Here is a 21,639-nt window from a genome sequence, read left to right as displayed (position 1 = left end):
ATGCTCGGAACATTAGGTCGCTATTTTAATTTATTCTTCATCACGCTGTTTATACTGGTGGGATTATCGTTTGTTTTGGCTTTTTTCTTCCCTGGCGACCCGGTTTTTAATCTAACTGGAATGTCTTTAGAACAGTTACCCACTTCCGCTTATACCAAAGCGCTTGCGGATGAGCGCTGGTTTGTCGCCTTTTGGTACTATGTACAAAGCTTGTTGGATGGTTCATGGGGGATCAGCACAATTACTGGGCTCGATTTATTCGCAGAGGTAAGTACATTGTTACCCGCAACCATTGAGCTAACCGCCTACGCCACCATAGTGGCTTTGTTTGTAGGCATACCATTAGGCTTCTGGTGTGGCCTGAAGCATCATCGCAAGACCGATTATGCCTTTATGAGCATCAGCATGTTGATGTCGTCCTTTCCCATTTTTTGGTTGTCGTTGTTGCTGATTCTGGTTGTGTCATTGCAACTCGGTTGGCTCCCCATGTCCGGTCGCCTGAGTTTGCTCTATGACATTCCTCATTACTCTGGTTTTATACTGCTTGATATTTATGTGTCAGACCATCCGTATCGCCAAGAAGCATTTATGGATGCATTGCGTCACATGATTCTGCCGACGCTATCTGTGGCTTTTTTGGCGACAGCTGTGTTTTTGCGAACGACTCGCCGCGCAGTGGTGGATGTGTTAGAACAAGACTACATTGCCGCAGCGCAAACACGTGGCATCCCTTTTTGGAAAATATTCCTGCGGCACATAATGCGCAATGCGTTGTTAGCTGTATTACCTCTGCTCGCGGTTCAAGTATCAACGCTGGTCACCAATGTTATGATTGTCGAAACCATTACCGAGTGGCCTGGTATTGGCGATTGGTTGATTCAAGCTATTTATGAGCGCGATTACTCTGCTATTCGTATTGGCATGCTGGTCGTATCTACGGTAGTGGTGTTTGTGACCTTATTGATTGAATGTTTGAGTAAACTGTTTGACCCGACTCAGGAGCAATTTTCCTAATGGCGAATAAGCTATACAACGACGAGCAATATCCCAGTCCATGGGGAGCTACCTGGCGTGAGTTCAAACAAAGCCACATCGCTTTAACAGGATTTATCATTCTTAATGTATTTATTTTGCTTGGCATATTAGGGCCGTTAATGACTCCTTATGAGCCATACGCACAGAACTTTCAATCCCTTTTACTTCCCCCCTCATGGGAAAATAACGGTACCATTACACACGTCTTAGGAACAGATGCGGTCGGTAGAGATATGCTAACGCGTATTTTGTATGGGATTCAGGTGACCTTTGGTGCCTCGGTGATATTGGTATTGGGCGCCATGGTAATAGGCGTCACCTTAGGCACGCTAGCTGGGATGAATAAAGGCGTACGTTCGAGTGTATTGAATCACATTTTGGATGTATTAATGGCGATCCCTACCTTGTTAATTGCGATCATCATAGTGGCAATTTTGGGCGTGGGTTTATCCAACGCAATGTTAGCGATTGGGTTGGCCCTGATCCCGCGTTTTGTGCACGCCACTCGAGATGTCGTGCGTACTGAAATGAACAAAAATTACATTGCAACGGCCCGTCTAGATGGCGCCAGTCATTGGCATATTTTTTATTACAATATACTGCCGAACTTGATTGAGCATATCATTGTACAAGCGACACTTGCGTTATCGATTGCCATATTGGATATCTCTGCATTAGGTTTTCTTAATCTTGGTGCGCAAACTCTATTACCCGAACTAGGCGTCATGGTCCGCGAAGGCCTGTCCACTGCATATATCGCGCCATGGAATGTGCTTTTCCCGGGTATGTGTATTTTTTTGTTGGTGTTATCGGTCAATATCGTCGGTGACAGTTTACGCTCAGCAATTCGAAATAGGTTGACCCACTGATGATTTTATTGGACATACGCAATCTCACTCTCGAAATTGAATCCAATGGGGTGTTGGTCAAAGCGCTAGATAAGGTGTCTCTATCGATTTGTGAAAAAGAAATCCGCGCATTAGTAGGCGAATCCGGATCGGGCAAAAGCCTCATTGTTCGCGCTATCTCAGGCGCACTCCCTCCCCAATGGATCATTACGGCTGACCGCTTAACATGGCGCGGTCAAAATCTCTTGAAAATGAGTACGTCTGAACGACAAAAAATCATGCGACGAGACATTGCTGTGATATTCCAAGATCCACAAGCCGCATTGGATCCGTCCGTAAAACTCGGCGAACAGTTCCGCGAAAGTATCCCCGATGAATTCATCAACAGTCGCTGGTGGTGGCAGCAACGCGCCGAACAAAATCGCATCGCTTCGGCACAACTTACCCGAGTGGGCATCAAAGATGTCAAAAAGTGCCTCAATAGCTATGTGCACGAACTGCCCGATGATGTGTGTCAAAAGTTCATGATTGCAATGGCACTTGTCTCTCAGCCGACATTACTGATTGCCGATGATCCCACTCGTGGGATGGAAACATCCACTAAGCGACAAATTATGAGTTTATGCAAAAACCTCAATCGCAACAGTGATTTGAGTATTTTATTTGTCAGCCATGATTTGCTGGCCATTTCCTCTATCGCACATACTATTACTGTATTGTACTCTGGGCAGACGGTTGAAGATGGACCATTTGACAGTGTGCGGCGCAAGCCGTTTCATCCTTATTCAAAAGCACTGTTGGACTCTGCGCCGAGCTTTCGCCCAGAACTACAGCCCAAATCGCCGCTTACCGCACTCAAAGGCACGATTCCAACCCTACAGCATTTGCCGATAGGTTGCCGTTTAGGGCCTCGCTGTCCCAGAGCACAAAAAGAATGCGTCAACACGCCCGTCCCGCGCACTATACATAAACGTCAATATCGGTGTCACTTCCCGCTTCATATTGATGCAGATGAAAATGTAGACGGAAAATATGAGGGAATAGACGTATGAGTTTATTGAGTATTCGCAATCTTTGTTATGACAATGTCCCGCCTTGGTATGTCTTGGGCAAAAAAGATATTTTTTATCTTGGTCCAGTGAACTTTGATGTGAATGAAGGAGAAACGGTATCGATTATTGGCACTAATAATTCAGGTAAATCATTGCTTGGTAAACTCATCACTGGGGCTGTGCCGAAAGGGGCTGGTGAAGTATTAATTAACGGCGTCCCACTGGATAAAAGCAATCGCGCCAATTCAGTCAGGATGGTCTTTAGCCACAGCGCTCAATCATTGAACCCTGGTATTTCGGTTGGCCGTATGCTGGAGGAACCACTGCTGTTAAATACCAAATTAACCCCATCTGAACGCTTTGATAAAATTCGTGATACTTTGCGTTTGGTGGGCTTAATGCCTGATCATTATTATTTTTATAAGCACATGTTATCTGATGGGCAACAACAACGGGTGGCCTTAGCTCGTGCTTTGATTTTAGATCCAAAAGTAATAGTGGCGGATGAGCCGTTTGCCGCACTGGACCCTTCGGTGCGTTCGCAAACTGTAAACCTATTATTAAAACTGCAAGCGGAACTTGGCTTGGCCTTTATCTTTATCTCGCATAATTTGGGAATTGTCCGGCACATTTCTGACCGTACACTGGTCATGCACAACGGAGAGGTGGTCGAGAACGCGCCGACGCAGACCCTGTTTACCGATCCTCAGCATGAGGCATCCAAGCATTTGATTCATGCGCATTTTGCGATGCTGAAGGTATAAAAAAGCGCCCCTTTCAGGAGCGCTTCATAAATAACTTTATGGTAATGTTGTCTTCGTGACCTAACCAACCAACGCCAGTAATATACCCGCTGCAACTGCAGAACCAAGCACACCAGCCACGTTTGGTCCCATCGCATGCATCAATAAGAAGTTGTGTGGATTGGCTTCCAAACCGACTTTATTAACTACTCGAGCTGCCATCGGCACAGCCGATACACCTGCCGCACCAATTAATGGGTTGATTGGCTCTTTGGAGAACTTAGCCAATACTTTGGCCATTAATACCCCTGCAGCGGTACCAATACCAAAGGCAAACGCACCAAGTGCTAGGATCCCTAACGTTTCCACTGTCAAAAATTCATGTGAAGACAGTTTTGAACCCACGGCCAAACCAAGGAAGATTGTCACGATATTAATCAACTCATTCTGCGCCGTATTGCTCAAGCGATCCACCACACCCGACTCTTTCATCAAGTTACCCAAGCAGAACATACCCACCAATGGCGTTGCCGTAGGTAAGAAAATGATCGTTAGCATCAATACTGCAAGTGGGAAAATGATCTTTTCACGCTTACTGACGACACGCAGTTCGGCCATTTTGATCTGACGTTCTTCCGGCGTGGTCAATGCTTTCATAATCGGTGGCTGAATGATTGGGACTAACGCCATATATGAATAGGCTGCTACCGCAATCGCCCCAAGTAGCTCAGGCGCAAGTTTAGATGCCAAGAAAATGGCTGTCGGGCCATCTGCCCCACCAATAATCGCAATCGCAGAAGCGTCTTGCAGAGTGAACTCAAAACCCGGTACAAAATTCAGCGCAATCGCCCCAAATAAGGTAGCAAATATCCCGAATTGAGCCGCCGCACCGAGTAACAAGGTTTTGGGGTTGGCAATCAACGCGCCAAAGTCGGTCATGGCCCCAACCCCCATAAAGATCAATAAGGGAAATACCCCAGAATCAATCCCGATTTTGTACACGTAATACAACACGCCACCTGGCTCAGATAGTCCAGCTAAAGGGATGTTTGTTAACAACGCACCAAAACCAATAGGTAGAAGCAATAGAGGCTCAAATTTTTTGACAATTGCCAGATAGAGTAAACCTAAGCCAACTAACATCATCACAATTTGACCAGATTCAAAATGGGCTAGAGACGTGCTTTGCCACAAGGTCATTAACTTATCCATCGTCAGTCACCTTACCCCAGACCAATCATCACTTGACCAGCTTGCACAGAATCGCCCTCGCTGATCTCAACAGAAACCACAGTGCCACCATGTAACGAGCGTACTTCTGTTTCCATCTTCATTGCTTCCATGATGACCACTACTTGACCTTCGGCCACGGCGTCACCCGGTTTAACTAGAAGCTTAAATATATTACCCGTCAATGGCGCTTCGATATTACTTGCAGCAGCCGCAGGTGCGCTACCTGATGCCCCAACAGAGCCATTGCTATGCGCCGTTAACGCAACCGGATTGACTGGTGAGGCATTGGTTAACTCGCCATCTGGAGCAACGGTTACCGCGTATTCAACCCCATTCACTGATACCGAGTAATGACTCTCACCAGAGGTATTTGCAACTTCTACCGGTGCCGTTGGTACTGGCTCAAAAGCATCTGGGTTATTGCGATTTTTAAGGAATTTAAAACCAATTTGTGGGAACAGCGCATAGGTCAGAACATCATCGATTTTGGAATCGGCCAATGCCACATCATCCGCTTTGACTAGCTCATCTAATTCAGCTTCTAGTGTTTCCAGCTCGGGGGCCAACACATCTGCTGGGCGACAAGTTATGGCTTCAGCACCATCTAGAACTCGAGCTTGAAGTTCAGCATTCACCGGCGCAATCGTAGCACCGTATTCGCCTTTCAACACACCCGCCGTTTCTTTAGTGATGGATTTGTAGCGCTCACCGGTTAATACGTTTAATACCGCTTGAGTGCCGACAATCTGAGAAGTTGGTGTCACCAAGGGAATAAAACCTAAGTCTTCACGGACGCGAGGGATTTCTTTTAATACCTCGTCCATTTTGTCCTCAGCCCCTTGTTCGCGTAATTGATTTTCCATGTTGGTTAACATGCCACCAGGTACTTGCGCAGTCAAAATTCGAGCATCAACACCTTTTAAGCTACCTTCAAATTGTGCGTATTTTTTGCGAACATCGCGAAAGTACGTAGCAATGTGTTCAAAACTCTCCAGCGCAAATCCCGTATCTCGCTCAGTCCCTTCGACCATAGATATCACGGTTTCTGTTGCAGTATGACCATACGTCATGGACATCGGAGAAATGGCGGTATCGAGCATGTCAATGCCCGCATCAATGGCTTTTTGATACGTCGCGGTCGATAGACCTGTCGTAGCATGACATTGCATCGCAATGGGTACATCAACGGTCTTTTTGAGTGCGGTCACTAAGGTTTCGCATTCATATGGGTTTAATAAACCCGCCATGTCTTTAATACAAATCGAATGTACGCCTAAATCTTCTAAGCGCTTAGCCATATCTAACCAGAGCTCTAAGTTATGCACCGGAGAAATGGTATATGCCAATGTGCCTTGAGCGTGTGCACCGATATCCACTGCCGTCTTAATGGCCGTTTCAACATTGCGCACATCATTCATCGCATCAAAAATTCGGAATACGTCAACACCATTGGTATGCGCACGCTCAACAAATTTAGCGACGACATCGTCGGCATAGTGACGGTAGCCGAGCAGGTTTTGTCCACGTAACAGCATTTGTTGCTTGGTATTGGGCATGGCGGCTTTTAATTCGCGAATGCGCTCCCAAGGATCTTCGCCAAGGTAACGAATACAACTATCAAAGGTTGCCCCACCCCAAGATTCCATTGACCAATAACCTATTTTATCCAGCTCAGCTGCAATAGGTAACATATCATCCAAACGCATACGAGTCGCTAAAAGAGATTGATGCGCATCACGTAGCGCCAACTCAGTTAAGAGAAGTTTTTTTGACATTATATAGCTCCTTATGAACGACTAGTATTGCCTTGACGATACGCGTCAACTGCCGCTTTGATTGCGACCAACGTATCATCATTAGATTGCGTAGTAGGTTTTGGTGCTGCCATAGCAGGCGCGGGTTGTTGCGTTTGAGACTCAGGAAAAGCCAAACACAGCTTAGTCATGAGCTTGACGCTGAAGATCAAAATAGTAAGAAAAACAAACACCACCGCCATTCCGGTTGCAAGTAGTGTTGCCGCTTCAAACAAAAGCTCATTAATTTGGGTAGGTTCCATTAGAGACACTCCCATTAGTTTAGGATGTTTTCATTATCAACTAGATCAATACTCAATAACAAGGGAAAGGTGACCAATTTAATACTTTTTTCTTATAAATTTGCATAAATAGTCATTAATAACGCCAAAAAATTCATCATTTTTACATTTAAATAACAAGCGAGGAGTAGACAATGTCAGTTATTACTAGCGTTTCAGGTATTCTTTATTGCCTAAATTGACAGAATACGAAAATTGGTCTTACCATTTTATGTTTAATTATAGACGCAGGTTCTAGGCAACGAATTTTATTCACAAAATTGACTTTGAGTATTTACAATCACAGGAAAATAAAGGTAACTTTGACTTCATTGAAATCAAACAGGATGGTGTAAAAATGTCTCAAAATATAGCAGTGGTTTTATCTGGGTGTGGCGTCTTTGATGGAGCCGAAATCAACGAAGTTGTGTTAACGCTTTTACACCTCGAAAAGAACGGCGCAAGCTATCAATGTTTTGCGCCTGATCAGGCTCAGCATCATGTTATTAACCATATGACCGGTGAAGAAATGCCCGAATCGCGTAATGTGCTCATTGAATCTGCGCGCATTGTCAGAGGCAACATCAAGCCATTATCTGAATGTGTGGCGAATAATTTTGATGCGCTGATTATTCCAGGTGGTTTTGGTGTCGCAAAAAATCTGTCTGATTTTGCCTTTAACGGGACCAATATGACGGTGAACTCTCAATTGCTCGACTTAGCCAAAGATTTTAAAGACGCGCACAAGCCTGCAGGCTACATGTGCATTGCGCCAGCGCTTTGCTCACATATTTATGGAAAAGGCGTTAAAGCTACAATTGGTACGGATGAAGATACCGCATCAGCCTTGAACGCTATGGGGGCTCAACATTGCTCAGCACAGGTCGGAGATATTGTTATTGATGAAGAAAATAAACTCGTCACAACACCTGCGTATATGCTTGCAGAAAACATCGTACAAGCTGAGAGTGGAATAGCCAAGTTAGTGAGCGAAGTATTGAAGTTAGTATAAGCACATGCCCTCGCCGCTGCGCGATGCCTGCGGCAGTCCAAATCGCTCCAGACGATTTGTCGAACCTCTTATCGGTTCTCATCTTCCTTGCGCCCACAAAAAAGCCACCTAACGGTGGCATTTTTGTAAGTGGCTTTGCTTCAGGATTGACCTCGGGCTCCTGCCCTCGCCGCTGCGCGATGCCTGCGGCAGTCCAAATCGCTCCAGACGATTTGTCGAACCTCTTATCGGTTCTCATCTTCCTTGCGCCCACAAAAAAGCCACCTAACGGTGGCATTTTTGTAAGTGGCGCGTGCGGAAGGATTCGAACCTCCGACCGCCTGGTTCGTAGCCAGGTACTCTATCCAGCTGAGCTACGCACGCGCAAAACTTTAAAATCTGATTGTATGCCAATCTCAATTGGAGAATGGCGGAGAGGGAGGGATTCGAACCCTCGATACAGCTACAAACTGTATGGTCCCTTAGCAGGGGACTGGTTTCAGCCACTCACCCACCTCTCCGGGGAATTTCTAATTCTATCCTTTACAAAGGTTTTGGTGCTGGTTTCACTCGTATCATCCTGATACTCGCCCTTCAGGCAACGCTTTGCGTTGTGCTAAATCGTTCCTGACGATTTAGTCAGCCACTCACCCACCTCTCCGGGGAATTTCTAATTCTATCCTTTAATATCCATCATTTTACATCTGAGGAAATAGATGGCGCGCCCTAGCGGGTAAAGCGAAAGGATTACCTCGGGCTCCTGCCCTCGCCGCTGCGCGGTGCACCTCATAATTCGGTGCAGAGCTAAAACGCTCCAGGCGTTTTAGTCGAACCTCCAGTCGGTTCGCCTCCTTCATTTTACATCTGAGGAAATAGATGGCGCGTGCGGAAGGATTCGAACCTCCGACCGCCTGGTTCGTAGCCAGGTACTCTATCCAGCTGAGCTACGCACGCGCAGTACTCTAATCACCGACAAACGAGTGTCGTTTGACGTGGAAGCGCATTCTACTGAAACGGTGGTATAAGTCAATGCTTTGAGCCGTTAAAGTATGAATTAATTTTTGATTGGTGGTTATTTGTCCGAATTTGCGTTTTTTTGCTCATCGGTCATGGTCAATTCCGCATCTTCATCGTGCTCATCGCCTGAAACCACATCTTCAAGCTTTACTTTTTCTACGGTTCTGAATGTGTTGATCGGTCCCGCCAACCCATATATAGCAAATACCACAAACAACACGACTGCAGGCTCGGTCGCCACGACCACAAAGACCAACATAATCAATAACAAGGCAACAAACGGGACTTTACCAGCCCAATTTACTTCTTTAAAAGAGTTATACTTGAAGTTGCTAACCATCAGTAACCCAGCAAGACCGGTAATAATCGCCATTGGATAAGCATGAATCCCAGCATCAAACTGATATTCTTGCGCTACCCAGACATACCCTGCCACAATGCCAGCAGCAGCCGGACTCGCTAATCCTTGGAAAAACCTTGGATCTGCAATCCCAACTTGAGTGTTAAATCGCGCTAAACGCAAAGCCGCCCCAGCAACAAAAATAAACGCCGCCAACCAGCCAATCTTACCAAAATCCGTCAACGCCCAATTATATGCAACTAACGCTGGCGCTACCCCAAATGACACCATATCCGCCATCGAATCGTATTCTGCACCAAATGCGCTTTGCGTATTAGTAATGCGTGCAACACGACCATCTAATCCATCAAAAATCATTGCCACAAAAATCGCAGACGCCGCAGCGACAAAATGACCATTCATCGACGCTACTATGGCATAGAACCCAGAAAACAAACCTGCTGTGGTCAACAAATTTGGTAAAAGGTAAATTCCTTTCTTAGGTTTGTTTGACATGCTTAACCCTATTGATTATTTGCCGATAAGATAACATAGATTAAATATTTTGCTAGGCGAACATGGAGATAGAGGCGACTTTTTCAACAACACCCTGCCTCAAAAGGTTGCTGATATTATGAGGAAGCCCAAAAATCAGATAGACCGCTTGTTTGCAGAACACAAAGTGTTTCCACAAAAAGAGCGCGCAGAATCACTGCGCGCCGATATCCAGATATTAGATCCTACTTATTCACAAATTCAATCGTTAAGGCATCGTCTTGACTGTCGATTTTGATGGTATTGCCTTGCGCTTCAGAACCCAATAGTGCTGATGCAAGGGGATTTTCAAGTTCATGTTGGATCGCGCGTTTAAGTGGTCTTGCACCATACACAGGATCAAAGCCGACTTTAGCGATTTGCTCCAACGCGCGACCAGACACCTCAAGCTTATAGCCTTTATCCAACACACGTTGACGCAAACCCAACAATTGTAGTTTGGCGATTGATTGAATATGTTCTAAGCCAAGCGGATGAAATACGACGATATCATCGACTCGATTGATAAATTCAGGTCTAAAATGCAAACCAACCGTATCCATCACAAGTTGCTTCATCTCATCATATTGCGCTTGCTCTGCCTTATCCTGAATGATGTCCGAACCGAGGTTAGAGGTCATAATGACAACGGTGTTTTTGAAATCCACGGTGCGCCCTTGCCCATCGGTTAAGCGCCCATCATCCAGCACTTGCAATAAGATATTAAACACATCTGGATGCGCTTTCTCCACCTCATCTAACAAGATGACTGAATAAGGTTTACGGCGCACAGCCTCGGTCAAATAACCGCCTTCTTCATAGCCTACGTAGCCTGGCGGGGCACCGACTAAGCGTGCTACTGAGTGTTTTTCCATAAATTCAGACATGTCTATGCGCACCATGGCATCCTGACTGTCAAACATAAAATCCGCCAAGGTTTTGCATAATTCGGTTTTGCCCACGCCCGTTGGGCCAAGAAACAAAAATGACCCAATTGGACGATTCGGATCAGCCAAACCTGCTCGAGAACGCCGAATTGCGTTCGACACGGCACTGACTGCTTCACTTTGACCAATCACACGGTTGTGCAAAACCTCTTCCATGCGAATGAGCTTTTCTTTTTCGCCTTCGAGCATCTTAGCAACTGGAATGCCTGTCCAACGCGATAGTACATCGGCAATCTCATGATCGGTCACTTTGTTTTTGACTAGCTGCGTGTCGACTTCACCTTGGTCGTTGGCACTTTCAATGCGCTGTTCTAACTCTGGAATACGTCCATATTGTAGTTCTGACATACGATTGAGATCGCCTGCACGACGCGCAATTTCTAGATCAATCTTGGCTTGTTCAAGCTCAGCTTTAATCGATTGTGTGCCTTGCATCGCATCTTTTTCAGACAACCATATTGTTTCGAGTTCTTTGTATCTTTGCTCAGCTTGCTCGCGCTCAATCTCAATGTCGGAAAGTCGCTTGATAGAGGCATTGTCGGTCTCTTTTGAAAGCGCTTGTTCTTCTAATTTCCATTGGATAATGCGACGTTCTAGTTTGTCCATTTCTTCTGGTTTGGAATCGATTTGCAAACGAATACTCGAAGCGGCTTCATCAATCAAATCAATCGCTTTATCCGGCAATTGACGGTCTGAGATATAGCGATGTGACAAGGTCGCGGCTGCCACAATTGCTGGATCGGTAATATCCACAGAATGATGTAACTCGTAGCGCTCTTTTAGGCCCCGCAATATGGCAATGGTATCTTCTACTGAAGGTTGATCGACCAACACTTTTTGGAAACGACGTTCAAGTGCTGCGTCTTTTTCGATGTATTGCCGATATTCATCTAAAGTGGTCGCACCGACACAATGCAATTCCCCTCGAGCTAATGCGGGTTTGAGCATATTGCCTGCATCCATTGCCCCATCGCCTTTGCCCGCACCTACCATTGTGTGCAACTCATCGATAAATAAAATGATGTTGCCTTCTTCTTTGGATAATTCATTCAATACCGCTTTGAGGCGCTCTTCAAATTCACCGCGGTATTTGGCCCCCGCAATAAGTGAGCCCATATCCAAAGACAATACTCGTTTGTGCTTTAAGCCCTCCGGTACCTCGCCGTTTACGATACGTTGAGCAAGTCCTTCGGCAATAGCGGTTTTACCAACGCCAGGCTCGCCGATTAACACAGGGTTATTTTTGGTACGACGTTGCAATACCTGAATCGTGCGCCGAATTTCATCATCTCGTCCAATCACAGGATCGAGCTTGCCTTGCGTGGCTCGCTCAGTTAAATCTGTAGTGTATTTAGTTAAAGCTTCGCGCACGTCTTCTGCATTTTGATCCGTCACGGCCTGACCATCACGCACAGCATTGATAGCATTGGCGATGCTTTCGACACTTGCTCCAACGCTTTTTAATAGTTCAGAGGTTGCTCCACTACTTTGTACCGCGGCCAGTAAAAACAACTCAGAAGAAATATATTGATCATTGTATTGCTGCGAGAGCTTATCGCACAAGTTGAGCAGATTGATGCACTCTCGGCTCAATTGCACCTCAGCGCCCACTCCTTGTACTCTAGGTAGCTTTTCAATGGCTTGAGCAAGTGCCGAACGCAAACTGTTCAGATTCACGTTGGCGTGTTGTAACACAGAGCGCACCGAACCACCTTGTTGGTTTAATAAGGCCGTAATGATATGTGCCGGTTCAATGTATTGATGGTCTCGCCCAAGCGCCATAGATTGAGCATCAGAAATCGCTGTTTGAAATTTGGTCGTAAACTTATCTAGTCGCATACGAATATCCCATTAGTATTCACATACTCAATGAATGGGTATTCGCTGGTTAACTTTCAAGCAAAAATGTCAGAATTATTTTGACCTAGATCACATTTATAATCAGTCTACATCCAAGCCATGCTCAGCGGTATCCGTTCTCAACGCGTCTCGCATTGCGATAAAGTCATCGGGTAATGGCGCATTAAACGTCAACCAATCTTCCGATTCTGGATGTGAGAATGACAATTGGGCTGCATGCAAAGCTTGGCGTTTAAATCCTCGCAACGCCTCAGCAAAATCCTGGCTCGCCGCCTTGGGTAAGCGTGGACGACCGCCATACAAAATATCTCCGATTAAAGGATGCTTGATATGCGACATGTGCACACGGATTTGGTGAGTACGACCAGTCTCTAGTTTGAGACGGAGATGTGTAAAGGCTCGAAATTTTTCAATCACACGGTAATGTGTCACTGCATCTTTACCCGTTTCTCTCACCGCCATGGCGGTGCGTTTGGTTGCTGAACGACCAATGGGGGCTTCAACATACCCTCCAGCTACCATAGTACCGTAAACTAACGCTTCGTACTCACGACTCATTACGCGAGTTTGCAATTGCTCAACAAGATGAGTTTGCGCGGCTAAGGTTTTAGCGACCACCATTAATCCGGTCGTGTCTTTGTCGAGTCGATGCACAATTCCCGCACGAGGAACCGTTTCAATCTCTGGATGGTGGGCCAGTAGAGCATTTAATACCGTTCCGGTTGGGTTGCCCGCACCTGGATGCACAACTAACCCTGCAGGCTTGTTAATGACCAATACCGATTCGTCTTCATAGATAATATCTAGCTCGATATCTTGAGCGATATTTTCGACCTGAACCGCGATAACTGCATCAATGTCGACTTGTTCTGTCCCTGACACTTTTAGCCTTGGAGTTGTGATAGTTTCACCGTCTAGTTTGACGAAGCCTGCGATGATCCACTCTTTGAGTTTACTGCGTGAATACTCAGGGAACATCTCAGCGAGAACTTGGTCTAAACGACGATCAAACTGGGTTTGATCGATAATGCCAGTTAATTGGACTTGTTGTGATGAATCAGACGATGAATTAGACATAGATGGGTATTTAAAAAAAAAATCTGTGAGAATTATATCAGTTTCATTCACAAGGTGTGTAATAATACTGTCCGTATATATAATTCAACGATAACAACAGGGTGATATCCATGCCAAAAATGGGACGTATCATTGCTTTATCAGCACTTATCGCACTTGCTGGTTGCAGTAATACCGCTGATGAAGAACAAATTGAAAAAGCCAAATTGCTTGGTCCAGAAGCGAGTTATGAAGTGGCCAAAGAAATGCTAAAAAATGGTAATTTCAACGGCGCTGCTGAAACTTTAAGCAATCTTGATTCACGCTACCCATTTGGTCCTCTATCTTTGCAGATCCAATTGGACTTGATTTATGCTTATTATAAGGCCGGTGATGCCGATCAAGCCTTGGCAATGATTGACCGCTTTATCCGCTTAAATCCAAATCATAAAGACGTTGATTATGCGTTTTACATGCGCGGGTTAACCAATATGGACTCAGATACCAACTTGTTTCAAGACCTGTTGAATATTGATCGCTCTGACCGTGACCCAACTGCAACGCGTGAAGCGTTTAATGACTTTAGACGTTTAATTGAACGTTTCCCGGAAAGTAAATATGCCGCGGATGCACAAAAGCGCATGACCTACCTCAAAGACCGCTTAGCAAAGTATGAAATTGCTATTGCGCGATTTTACATGCGCCGAGGAGCTTATGTTGCCGCTGCAAACCGTGGCCAATTCGTGCTTGAATATTTTGGCGATACCGCACAAGTTCAACCCGCTTTAGAAATCATGGTGTCGGCCTACGATCAACTAGGTTTAGAAGAGCTAAAGAATAACGCGATTAAAATCTTGAAGTTGAACTACCCTGACAGTGAGTTTATCTAGATCACACACAAACAAAAAAGCCGTTTTTAGAAACGGCTTTTTTATGATGAATGTTATTTGAAAAACAAGTGACTAAATGGGTTGAGCAACCGCGCTAAACCAGAAGTAAAATGCAACGGTTGGTCAACAATACTAAACACCAAACAACCGTCTTTTGCGTCAGACATTGGAGCGTGTACATGCTCACTGTCCATCATCAAGAAGTCACCTGAATCATACTCGTTGAGTCCGTCAGAGAACTCTCCATTTACCACTAGTGTCAACTCATTACCTCTGTGGGTATGTTCAGGCACTTGGCCGCCTTTTTCCATGTAAATAAAGTTCGCAACATACTCTCCGCCAATTTCTACAGGGGCCTGCCACACTTTACCCAGTAGTTTTGACCAATTACCAGTGTGTTTAACATAGCGCTGTAGTGGCTTGGGTACATCAAAAAACTTACCATCTAACTCAATACGAGGCGTGATGTCTGGTCGCACATCTAGTATCGGCAAGGCAGTAATTTCCGCGAGCATTTTTTCAAATGCTGGATCGGTTTGTTCATGTGCATGTATGTTTTCGATATCTTGAGCAAATTCATAACTTTTTGTTTGAACGAACTCTTGGCATTGAGGGCACATATCACAGTGGGCAGAGATGACCAAAGCTTGAGTTGCAGCAATATTGCCTTCGGCAAATTGAGTCAACTGCTTATCGGTTGGGTGGAACTTAATCATGATCTTCTAGCATATCCTTCAATCGCTGCAAAGCTAAACGGGTCCTACTTTTAACCGTACCTAATGGTATCGATAGTTGATCTGCTACTTCTTGCTGCGATTTACCATCTAAATAAATGGCTTCTATCACGGCTCGTTGCTTGTCAGGCAAATTCTCAAACAACTGGCCAACTTGCTCTAAAGTTATTTGTTCGTCCAGAGATGTTTCATTGGCATCTGGTGTCTGCTCACACAACACCGGCCACAAATCATCTGAGCAAATATCTTCCTTTCTGTTTTGTAATTTGCGCAACATATCGAAGCGTATATTACGGGCTATCGTAAAAATCCATGTCGACGGTGACCCTTTACTCGCATCAAAAAGATGCGCTTTTTGCCAAACATTGGCCATGGTGTCTTGCACCATTTCCATTGCCAAAGCTTCATTGCCCATTTGTTTTAACGCATAAGAACGCAGTCTCGGTGCAAAGTACGAAAAAACCTTTGCATAAGATCGTTTACAACGCTCATTGGCCACTTCGACTAAAGCTGCTGACATCTCATCAGCCACTTCAGCGGGCTTGCAGTTATTCTTAGAATTATCCAATGTCATTCCAATCAACATGTAGGGCTCCAGTGAAGTATGGTACTGAACACACTGGCTTTCCATTGTCTGACTACTTTTTATTCTACTAGTTCCGAGAGGTATTGTACAATCTCTGTACAATCGCCACTGGCAAGAAAAGCTTGTTTCTTTTCTGCATCCACGGGAAGTAGCTCCAACCAACGGTTGATTACCCAAATCGGGTCATCAAACTTGGTCTCTGAATATAAAGTATTCACTTCAGGATAGCGAGCGAATATTTCCTCTAATCGTTTGTCCATCGGATGTAACTCGGCTTTGCTTTCCTTAAAAGCCATCGGAGATATCATTTCACAATCACCAATGCGAAGACCATCACTTTCAGTGGCAATGTGAACAATTTTGACACATTGCAGACCTTCCACAGTGATCCCGAGAAAACCATCATCCAACATATTAAAATCAACCACTTCAACATATGTACCAATCGGGTAAATGTGTTCGTTGTTGTCTTTGTTGCCTTTTGCATTGAGCATACAAACTACAAACCCTGTTTCCGCTGCGCAGGCTTCTTTAACCATGCGCACGTAGCGCGCTTCGAAAATACGCAATGACATTCTGCCACCGGGAAGAACGTGCGCGGATAAAGGAAAAAGGGGTAAGGTAACCAATGTTGCGATCCTCAAATAAACTCACATCATTTATACAGCTCAACCCTGCGAAAAGATTAACTCTGAACAGAAAAAACTTGTTGATCCAAATTGCATTTACTACTGTAAATAATACGAAACACTTTATCTATTTTTTGTATGTCGATTATTGACCAATTTTGCGCGTTTTATAATGATTTAAAATCATCTCAACTCACTGATATCAAAGTGATATATGGTGATGATATAGAACTGATTGATCCCATCGGCGTGCATCGCGGACAGGATCAATTAACCGCTTACTTTGACAAACTATTACAGGGAGCAAAACACTGCGACTTTAGTATTACATCTGTTGCAGAGCATAAACTGATTAATCCCTCTGATGTATCTCAGTACTCAGTTAATTGGGTGATGTCGTTTGCCACACCCAAATTAAACGGTGGTCGCACAATTAATGTGGATGGCATGACTTTATTAAAAGTACGTGACGACAAAATTTTTTATCACCGAGATTATTACGACTTAGGTCAAATGGTATATGAACATATCCCAATCCTCGGTGCTATCACCAAGAAAATTAAACACGGTATGCGCGCATGAAAACATTACTGATCACCGGCGCCACCTCAGGTATTGGCGAAGCTGTTGCAATACTGGCGGCACAACGAGGATTTAATGTCATTGCCTGTGGTCGTAACCAAGAACGACTTTCTAAAATGAGTGAGATGGATAACATCTCCGCTTGTCAATTCGATGCCACGGACTTAGTTGCTACTCAATCTGCATTGGCAGGTATCACTGCCGATATCGTATTACTGAACGCCGGTACGTGTGAATATGTTGATTTACCGCATTTTGATGCAAGTATGTTTGAACGTGTATTTGCGATCAACGTGCAAGGTGTGGCCAATGTCATTGAGGCATTGAGTACATCACTCAATTCTGGTAACAAACTGGTGTTTGTCGATAGTCTTGCTCGCTTACTGCCGTTTCCTCGAAGCGCGGCTTATGGTGCTAGTAAAGCGGCTCTCAATTACATGGCTAAATCATTGGCCGTCGATTATGCTCATCTAGGAATTGAGGTTCAGACTATTTCACCTGGTTTTGTCAAAACACCACTGACCGATAAAAACGATTTCTCTATGCCACTTGTTATTGGCGTTGAAGAGGCTGCACAGGACATTTTAGATGGCATTCAAAGTCGTCGCGCCAGTATTTATTTCCCTACGCGCTTGAGCCTGATCTTGCGCTTTTTGCATTGTTTACCGCAATCATGGCAGCACAAAATCGCTATGAACATGCGCCAAACCAAAAGACACACAACATGAAAAAACGTATCGCAATCATTGGTACCGGTATTTCTGGGTTAACCTGCGGATATCTACTGCACCGCAAACACGATATTACTGTGTTTGAAGCTAACGATTACATTGGCGGTCATACCGCTACCAAAGACGTGACGGTGGATGGCAAAGAGTACGCCATCGATACTGGATTCATCGTTTTTAACGATTGGACCTATCCGAATTTTAATCAACTCATGAATCAAATTGGGGTGAACGCTCAGCCGACAGAAATGAGCTTTAGCGTCAAAAATCACGCGCAAAACATTGAATATAATGGTAATAATCTCAACTCATTGTTTGCTCAGCGCCGCAATTTTTTGCGTCCTCGATTTTGGCGCATCATTCGCGACATTCTCAAATTTAACAAATTGTGTAAGAGCGACGATGCACTAGCCCATGCAGAGCAAAATAAAACGCTCTTTGAATACATCCAACATCATAATCTCTCTGCAGATTTTACAGACAACTACATCTTGCCAATGTGCGCCGCCATTTGGTCTATGTCGCTGGCGGATACCAAGCGTTTCCCATTGCGCTTCTTTTTGCAGTTTTTTAATAATCACGGCCTCCTCAACATTACTGACCGCCCTCAGTGGTACACCATTATTGGAGGTTCAAGAGAGTACATTGCACCGTTAACGGAAGGATTCAAAGACGCGATCCGCCTGAATTCTCCTGTTACCTCTGTGCGTAAAACAGATGCTGGCATGATTGTCACCAGTGCTAATGGTGACGAGCTCTTTGATGAGGTGATTTTTGCCTGTCACTCCGACCAAGCGCTGGCCATGTTAGATACCCCTAGTAAAGATCAGCAGGATATCCTTGGAGCGATTCCGTATGCCATGAATGAGGTAGTGCTTCACACTGACACCTCAGTATTACCCAAACGCCCCTTGGCTTGGGCAAGTTGGAACTACGTGATTAAAGGTGAAGAAGGCGAAGAACATAAAGCCGCTTCGGTCACTTATAACATGAATATTTTACAACGCTTAAAATGTGCTCCGACATTTTGTGTTACTTTGAATAATACCGATGCGATTGACCCCAGCAAAATTCTAGGTACTTATCATTATGCTCATCCCCAATACAGCCCAGAAATGGTGGCCGCACAACAGCGTAAAGAGCACATTTGCGGGGTAGACAATACCTATTTTTGTGGCGCATATTGGTATAACGGCTTCCACGAAGATGGGGTGCGCAGCGCGCTAGAAGTGTGTGCCAAATTTGGGGAGTCTTTGTGAGCCTCGCAGCGCAGTCACAAGAGAGTGCCATTTATCGTGGCACGGTCTGGCATGAACGAGTTAAACCCACAAAACATGCTTTCCAGTATGATATTGCTTTATTCTGGCTAAAACTCAGTGAAATTGAGGGGCTGGATACTCTCAATGGACTGCATATCAACCGCAAAGGCTGGTTGTCTTTTGTGCGCAAAGACTATTGTGCGCCACATATTAGCGATTTACAAACAGCTATATTAGCAAAGGCCAACACTCTTTCTGATGGTGAAGAAATTACAGGAGAGGTCTTTTTTTTGGGGCAAACTAGAACTTTGAACCTGTATTTTTCCCCTGTTAATTTTTATTACATTCGACGAGAAGGCGAGTTCAGCCATATGTTGGCGGAAGTAAGTAACACACCATGGAACGAGCGCCATTATTATTTGGTCGATCTGAAAGAACAAGCGCCTACGCAAAAGGCATTTCATGTATCCCCTTTTAACCCGATGGATATGACATACCATTGGCAAATAAGTGAACCCGCTGAGACCCTAAAACTCGTATTGAGTTGTCACCGTGAAGACAAAGAATTTGTCGCGGGTATTGCTCTTAAAAGGTCCGAATTATCTGTCAAGAATTTGCGACAATTGCGACGCCAAATTCCAAGTATGACACTCAAAACGGTGATCGGCATTTATTGGCAAGCAGTAAAACTATTTATGAAACGCACGCCGTTTTATGGGCATCCGGGCAAACCAGATAACCCTCCAGCGATACAAAGTGAGAAGTAAAATTATGTCACAATTAGAACAATCCATCGCACAACACGAATCCGTTAGCATTTTAGATAAATGGGCTAAGTCGGCCTTTATTGGAGTGCTTAATCATCTCCCTGATGGGTATTTAACCTTAACTGAAAACGGGGTCTTAGTCGGCCAATTTGGCAACGCTGATTCAACTTTGCATGCAGAAGTCAATATTCTCAACAGCAAAGCTTATCGCCAGTTATTACTGGGTGGCAGTGTGGCTGCCGGTGAGACGTATATGGATAAGCTTTGGGATACGCCCAATCTAACGCATGTAATCCAGATCTTTGCACGCAATTTGCCTGTGTTGGACAAATGGGAAAAGCGCTTTAAATGGATGATTATGCCTGTAAATAAGGTGCAGCACTTTTTGCGACGAAACTCGGTCAGCCAAGCCAGAAAAAATATCCAAGCTCACTACGATTTAGGCAATGACCTCTATACCGAGTTTTTGTGCCCCAACATGATGTACTCCAGTGCAATTTACCCTCATGAACAGGCCAGTTTGAGCGAAGCGCAAGAACATAAACTCAAGCAAATCTGTGATAAGTTGCAGCTGAGTCCGACTGACCATCTTTTAGAAATAGGTACCGGCTGGGGCGGTCTTGCTGTTTTTGCAGCCAAACACTATGGCTGTAAAGTCACTACAACGACGATTTCGGACGAACAGTACGCTTGGGCTGAAGATTGGGTGGCTAGAGAAGGTCTAGCTGATCGCATCACTCTGCTTAAACGCGATTATCGTTTATTGGAAGGCCAATACGACAAAGTGGTTTCCATCGAGATGATTGAAGCGGTTGGAAAACGCTTTTTGCGCAATTTCTTCGAAAAGTGCTCGAGTTTACTCAAGCCCAATGGGTTGATGTTGCTCCAAGCGATCACGATTGATGACAGACGCTACGACAGCTATGCCAACAGTGTGGATTTTATCCAAAAATACATCTTTCCAGGCGGTTTTTTACCGTCGCAATATGTTATTAATCAACACATCAAAAAGTACACCGATTTTAGCATCCGAGACTTGCATGATATCGGTCTAGATTATGCTCAAACGCTTAAACACTGGCATGAAACATTCTTAGAGAATTTAGATTCATTACAACAAAAAGGCTATGACGAGCGTTTTGCCAGAATGTGGGAATACTATCTAAATTATTGTGAAGGTGGATTTCGCGAGAGAACCATTAGCACAGTACAACTATTACTTGGCAAGTCCAAACATACCCAAAACATGCAATTCCGCTAACTTTTTTTCGTGTGGTAGAGGTATCAGTGACGGTTATGGATTACCCGTCACTGATATTTTGCTCTAAAGACTTAGGCTTACCTTGATTGACTCGAATTTCAACTCGGCGATTACTACCTCAATGATCGGCATAGTGCGAATTTACTAGAGATTAAATTAGAAAATCACATACCAAACATACCCAAACTCCTGATTCCTTGTTAGAATGCGGTAACTTTTGAACCCCAACAGGATGTCTTATGTCTGATGCTAACGAACGCAATACGCCCAGTTTTGAAGAAGCGATGCAACAACTCGAACGCATTGTGACCGAAATGGAACAAGGTGATCTGCCTTTAGCTGACGCGTTAAGTAAATTTGAGCAAGGAATCAAGCTAGCGAGAGCCAGCCAAGCCCAGCTCAAAGAAGCCGAGCAAAAAGTTCAAATGCTTGCTCAAGACAATATGACTTTGACGGACTTTGAGCCCGAATAA

21 protein-coding genes and 3 tRNA genes are annotated in these 21,639 nt (G+C 44.7%); 12 read left to right on the top strand and 12 right to left on the bottom strand.

Translation table 11 applies throughout. The annotated features are described in order from the left end of the window. From NLG07_RS06710 to NLG07_RS06695, 4 genes are read left to right on the top strand one after another with little or no spacing between them, the layout of a single operon-like run. On the top strand, positions 1-1,014 hold the full coding sequence (locus NLG07_RS06710; protein WP_254854713.1) for an ABC transporter permease subunit: 1,014 nt from the start codon (positions 1-3) through the stop codon (positions 1,012-1,014). Then, positions 1,014-1,904: an ABC transporter permease subunit gene (locus NLG07_RS06705; protein WP_254854712.1), complete on the top strand. Its 891-nt coding sequence runs from the start codon at positions 1,014-1,016 to the stop codon at positions 1,902-1,904. Before NLG07_RS06710 ends, NLG07_RS06705 begins: the two co-directional genes overlap by 1 nt. Next, positions 1,904-2,935: an oligopeptide/dipeptide ABC transporter ATP-binding protein gene (locus tag NLG07_RS06700; protein WP_254854711.1), complete on the top strand. Its 1,032-nt coding sequence runs from the start codon at positions 1,904-1,906 to the stop codon at positions 2,933-2,935. Before NLG07_RS06705 ends, NLG07_RS06700 begins: the two co-directional genes overlap by 1 nt. Then, positions 2,932-3,699, top strand: a complete 768-nt coding sequence (locus tag NLG07_RS06695; protein ID WP_254854710.1) for an ATP-binding cassette domain-containing protein — start codon at positions 2,932-2,934, stop codon at positions 3,697-3,699. The genes NLG07_RS06700 and NLG07_RS06695 overlap by 4 nt, the downstream gene beginning before the upstream one ends. A 60-nt stretch (positions 3,700-3,759) precedes the next feature. Here the strand turns inward: NLG07_RS06695 and NLG07_RS06690 are convergent, their stop codons facing one another. From NLG07_RS06690 to NLG07_RS06680, 3 genes are read right to left on the bottom strand one after another with little or no spacing between them, the layout of a single operon-like run. Next, positions 3,760-4,890, bottom strand: coding sequence for a sodium ion-translocating decarboxylase subunit beta (locus NLG07_RS06690; protein ID WP_254854709.1), 1,131 nt, complete (start codon positions 4,888-4,890; stop codon positions 3,760-3,762). Between the two features lie 11 nt (positions 4,891-4,901). Continuing rightward, positions 4,902-6,686 carry a sodium-extruding oxaloacetate decarboxylase subunit alpha gene (gene oadA, locus NLG07_RS06685; RefSeq protein WP_254854708.1) on the bottom strand — a complete coding sequence of 595 codons (1,785 nt, stop codon included), beginning with the start codon at positions 6,684-6,686 and terminating at the stop codon, positions 4,902-4,904. A gap of 11 nt (positions 6,687-6,697) precedes the next feature. After that, positions 6,698-6,967 carry an OadG family protein gene (locus tag NLG07_RS06680; protein ID WP_254854707.1) on the bottom strand — a complete coding sequence of 90 codons (270 nt, stop codon included), beginning with the start codon at positions 6,965-6,967 and terminating at the stop codon, positions 6,698-6,700. Positions 6,968-7,343: 376 nt separating this feature from the next. On the opposite strand from NLG07_RS06680, the gene elbB reads away from it, so the two are divergent. Continuing rightward, positions 7,344-7,997, top strand: coding sequence for an isoprenoid biosynthesis glyoxalase ElbB (elbB, locus tag NLG07_RS06675; protein WP_254854705.1), 654 nt, complete (start codon positions 7,344-7,346; stop codon positions 7,995-7,997). Between the two features lie 286 nt (positions 7,998-8,283). On the opposite strand, the gene NLG07_RS06670 is transcribed toward elbB, so the two are convergent. The 6 genes from NLG07_RS06670 to rluD form a co-directional block, all read right to left on the bottom strand. Continuing rightward, positions 8,284-8,360 (bottom strand) — tRNA-Arg (locus NLG07_RS06670). A 44-nt stretch (positions 8,361-8,404) separates the two neighbouring features. Beyond that, positions 8,405-8,497: transfer RNA gene (locus tag NLG07_RS06665), tRNA-Ser, on the bottom strand. A gap of 356 nt (positions 8,498-8,853) precedes the next feature. Continuing rightward, positions 8,854-8,930: transfer RNA gene (locus tag NLG07_RS06660), tRNA-Arg, on the bottom strand. A gap of 118 nt (positions 8,931-9,048) precedes the next feature. Beyond that, positions 9,049-9,849: a CDP-diacylglycerol--serine O-phosphatidyltransferase gene (gene pssA / locus NLG07_RS06655; protein ID WP_254854704.1), complete on the bottom strand. Its 801-nt coding sequence runs from the start codon at positions 9,847-9,849 to the stop codon at positions 9,049-9,051. Positions 9,850-10,073: 224 nt separating this feature from the next. After that, the gene (clpB, locus tag NLG07_RS06650) at positions 10,074-12,653 is read right to left on the bottom strand and encodes an ATP-dependent chaperone ClpB (protein ID WP_254854703.1); all 2,580 of its coding nucleotides are present in this window, start codon (positions 12,651-12,653) and stop codon (positions 10,074-10,076) included. 102 nt (positions 12,654-12,755) lie between these two features. After that, positions 12,756-13,751, bottom strand: a complete 996-nt coding sequence (rluD, locus tag NLG07_RS06645; protein WP_254854701.1) for a 23S rRNA pseudouridine(1911/1915/1917) synthase RluD — start codon at positions 13,749-13,751, stop codon at positions 12,756-12,758. 110 nt (positions 13,752-13,861) lie between these two features. On the opposite strand from rluD, the gene NLG07_RS06640 reads away from it, so the two are divergent. Further along, entirely contained in the window at positions 13,862-14,620 is a 759-nt protein-coding gene (locus NLG07_RS06640) for an outer membrane protein assembly factor BamD (RefSeq protein ID WP_254854700.1), read from the top strand. A gap of 53 nt (positions 14,621-14,673) precedes the next feature. Here NLG07_RS06640 and NLG07_RS06635 read toward each other — a convergent pair whose 3' ends face one another. From NLG07_RS06635 to NLG07_RS06625, 3 genes are read right to left on the bottom strand one after another with little or no spacing between them, the layout of a single operon-like run. Continuing rightward, positions 14,674-15,336 carry a ChrR family anti-sigma-E factor gene (locus NLG07_RS06635; protein ID WP_254854699.1) on the bottom strand — a complete coding sequence of 221 codons (663 nt, stop codon included), beginning with the start codon at positions 15,334-15,336 and terminating at the stop codon, positions 14,674-14,676. Then, positions 15,329-15,940: a sigma-70 family RNA polymerase sigma factor gene (locus NLG07_RS06630; RefSeq protein ID WP_254854698.1), complete on the bottom strand. Its 612-nt coding sequence runs from the start codon at positions 15,938-15,940 to the stop codon at positions 15,329-15,331. Before NLG07_RS06630 ends, NLG07_RS06635 begins: the two co-directional genes overlap by 8 nt. 59 nt (positions 15,941-15,999) lie before the next feature. Further along, complete coding sequence (locus NLG07_RS06625) at positions 16,000-16,569, bottom strand: LON peptidase substrate-binding domain-containing protein (RefSeq protein ID WP_303049190.1); 570 nt, start codon at positions 16,567-16,569, stop codon at positions 16,000-16,002. A 138-nt stretch (positions 16,570-16,707) separates the two neighbouring features. Here NLG07_RS06625 and NLG07_RS06620 point away from each other — a divergent pair, with 138 nt between their 5' ends. The 6 genes from NLG07_RS06620 (at position 16,708) to xseB (ending at position 21,639) form a co-directional block, all read left to right on the top strand. Then, positions 16,708-17,151: a nuclear transport factor 2 family protein gene (locus NLG07_RS06620; RefSeq protein WP_254854695.1), complete on the top strand. Its 444-nt coding sequence runs from the start codon at positions 16,708-16,710 to the stop codon at positions 17,149-17,151. After that, the gene (locus NLG07_RS06615) at positions 17,148-17,879 is read left to right on the top strand and encodes an SDR family NAD(P)-dependent oxidoreductase (protein ID WP_254854694.1); all 732 of its coding nucleotides are present in this window, start codon (positions 17,148-17,150) and stop codon (positions 17,877-17,879) included. The genes NLG07_RS06620 and NLG07_RS06615 overlap by 4 nt, the downstream gene beginning before the upstream one ends. Next, positions 17,876-19,138: an NAD(P)/FAD-dependent oxidoreductase gene (locus tag NLG07_RS06610; protein ID WP_254854692.1), complete on the top strand. Its 1,263-nt coding sequence runs from the start codon at positions 17,876-17,878 to the stop codon at positions 19,136-19,138. The genes NLG07_RS06615 and NLG07_RS06610 overlap by 4 nt, the downstream gene beginning before the upstream one ends. After that, a complete protein-coding gene (locus NLG07_RS06605; protein WP_254854691.1) occupies positions 19,135-19,905 on the top strand; it encodes a DUF1365 domain-containing protein in 771 nt (256 codons plus the stop codon). Before NLG07_RS06610 ends, NLG07_RS06605 begins: the two co-directional genes overlap by 4 nt. A gap of 4 nt (positions 19,906-19,909) precedes the next feature. Then, positions 19,910-21,166, top strand: a complete 1,257-nt coding sequence (locus tag NLG07_RS06600; RefSeq protein WP_254854690.1) for a cyclopropane-fatty-acyl-phospholipid synthase family protein — start codon at positions 19,910-19,912, stop codon at positions 21,164-21,166. Between the two features lie 239 nt (positions 21,167-21,405). Then, positions 21,406-21,639, top strand: coding sequence for an exodeoxyribonuclease VII small subunit (gene xseB / locus NLG07_RS06595; RefSeq protein WP_254854689.1), 234 nt, complete (start codon positions 21,406-21,408; stop codon positions 21,637-21,639).

Source organism: Alteromonas sp. LMIT006 (assembly GCF_024300645.1).
Taxonomy (GTDB): Bacteria; Pseudomonadota; Gammaproteobacteria; order Enterobacterales; family Alteromonadaceae; genus Opacimonas; species Opacimonas immobilis.
The sequence above is the reverse complement of the archived record's forward strand: the minus strand, read 5'-3'. Positions and strand labels throughout refer to the sequence as shown.

Excerpts from the sequence above, each read along its gene's own strand:
- NLG07_RS06710 (WP_254854713.1), top strand. The coding sequence starts at position 1 with ATGCTCGGAACATTAGGTCGCTATTTTAATTTATTCTTCATCACGCTG.
- NLG07_RS06705 (WP_254854712.1), top strand. The coding sequence starts at position 1,014 with ATGGCGAATAAGCTATACAACGACGAGCAATATCCCAGTCCATGGGGA.
- NLG07_RS06700 (WP_254854711.1), top strand. The coding sequence starts at position 1,904 with ATGATTTTATTGGACATACGCAATCTCACTCTCGAAATTGAATCCAAT.
- NLG07_RS06695 (WP_254854710.1), top strand. The coding sequence starts at position 2,932 with ATGAGTTTATTGAGTATTCGCAATCTTTGTTATGACAATGTCCCGCCT.
- NLG07_RS06690 (WP_254854709.1), bottom strand. The coding sequence starts at position 4,890 with ATGGATAAGTTAATGACCTTGTGGCAAAGCACGTCTCTAGCCCATTTT.
- oadA (WP_254854708.1), bottom strand. The coding sequence starts at position 6,686 with ATGTCAAAAAAACTTCTCTTAACTGAGTTGGCGCTACGTGATGCGCAT.
- NLG07_RS06680 (WP_254854707.1), bottom strand. The coding sequence starts at position 6,967 with ATGGAACCTACCCAAATTAATGAGCTTTTGTTTGAAGCGGCAACACTA.
- elbB (WP_254854705.1), top strand. The coding sequence starts at position 7,344 with ATGTCTCAAAATATAGCAGTGGTTTTATCTGGGTGTGGCGTCTTTGAT.
- pssA (WP_254854704.1), bottom strand. The coding sequence starts at position 9,849 with ATGTCAAACAAACCTAAGAAAGGAATTTACCTTTTACCAAATTTGTTG.
- clpB (WP_254854703.1), bottom strand. The coding sequence starts at position 12,653 with ATGCGACTAGATAAGTTTACGACCAAATTTCAAACAGCGATTTCTGAT.
- rluD (WP_254854701.1), bottom strand. The coding sequence starts at position 13,751 with ATGTCTAATTCATCGTCTGATTCATCACAACAAGTCCAATTAACTGGC.
- NLG07_RS06640 (WP_254854700.1), top strand. The coding sequence starts at position 13,862 with ATGCCAAAAATGGGACGTATCATTGCTTTATCAGCACTTATCGCACTT.
- NLG07_RS06635 (WP_254854699.1), bottom strand. The coding sequence starts at position 15,336 with ATGATTAAGTTCCACCCAACCGATAAGCAGTTGACTCAATTTGCCGAA.
- NLG07_RS06630 (WP_254854698.1), bottom strand. The coding sequence starts at position 15,940 with ATGTTGATTGGAATGACATTGGATAATTCTAAGAATAACTGCAAGCCC.
- NLG07_RS06620 (WP_254854695.1), top strand. The coding sequence starts at position 16,708 with ATGTCGATTATTGACCAATTTTGCGCGTTTTATAATGATTTAAAATCA.
- NLG07_RS06615 (WP_254854694.1), top strand. The coding sequence starts at position 17,148 with ATGAAAACATTACTGATCACCGGCGCCACCTCAGGTATTGGCGAAGCT.
- NLG07_RS06610 (WP_254854692.1), top strand. The coding sequence starts at position 17,876 with ATGAAAAAACGTATCGCAATCATTGGTACCGGTATTTCTGGGTTAACC.
- NLG07_RS06600 (WP_254854690.1), top strand. The coding sequence starts at position 19,910 with ATGTCACAATTAGAACAATCCATCGCACAACACGAATCCGTTAGCATT.
- xseB (WP_254854689.1), top strand. The coding sequence starts at position 21,406 with ATGTCTGATGCTAACGAACGCAATACGCCCAGTTTTGAAGAAGCGATG.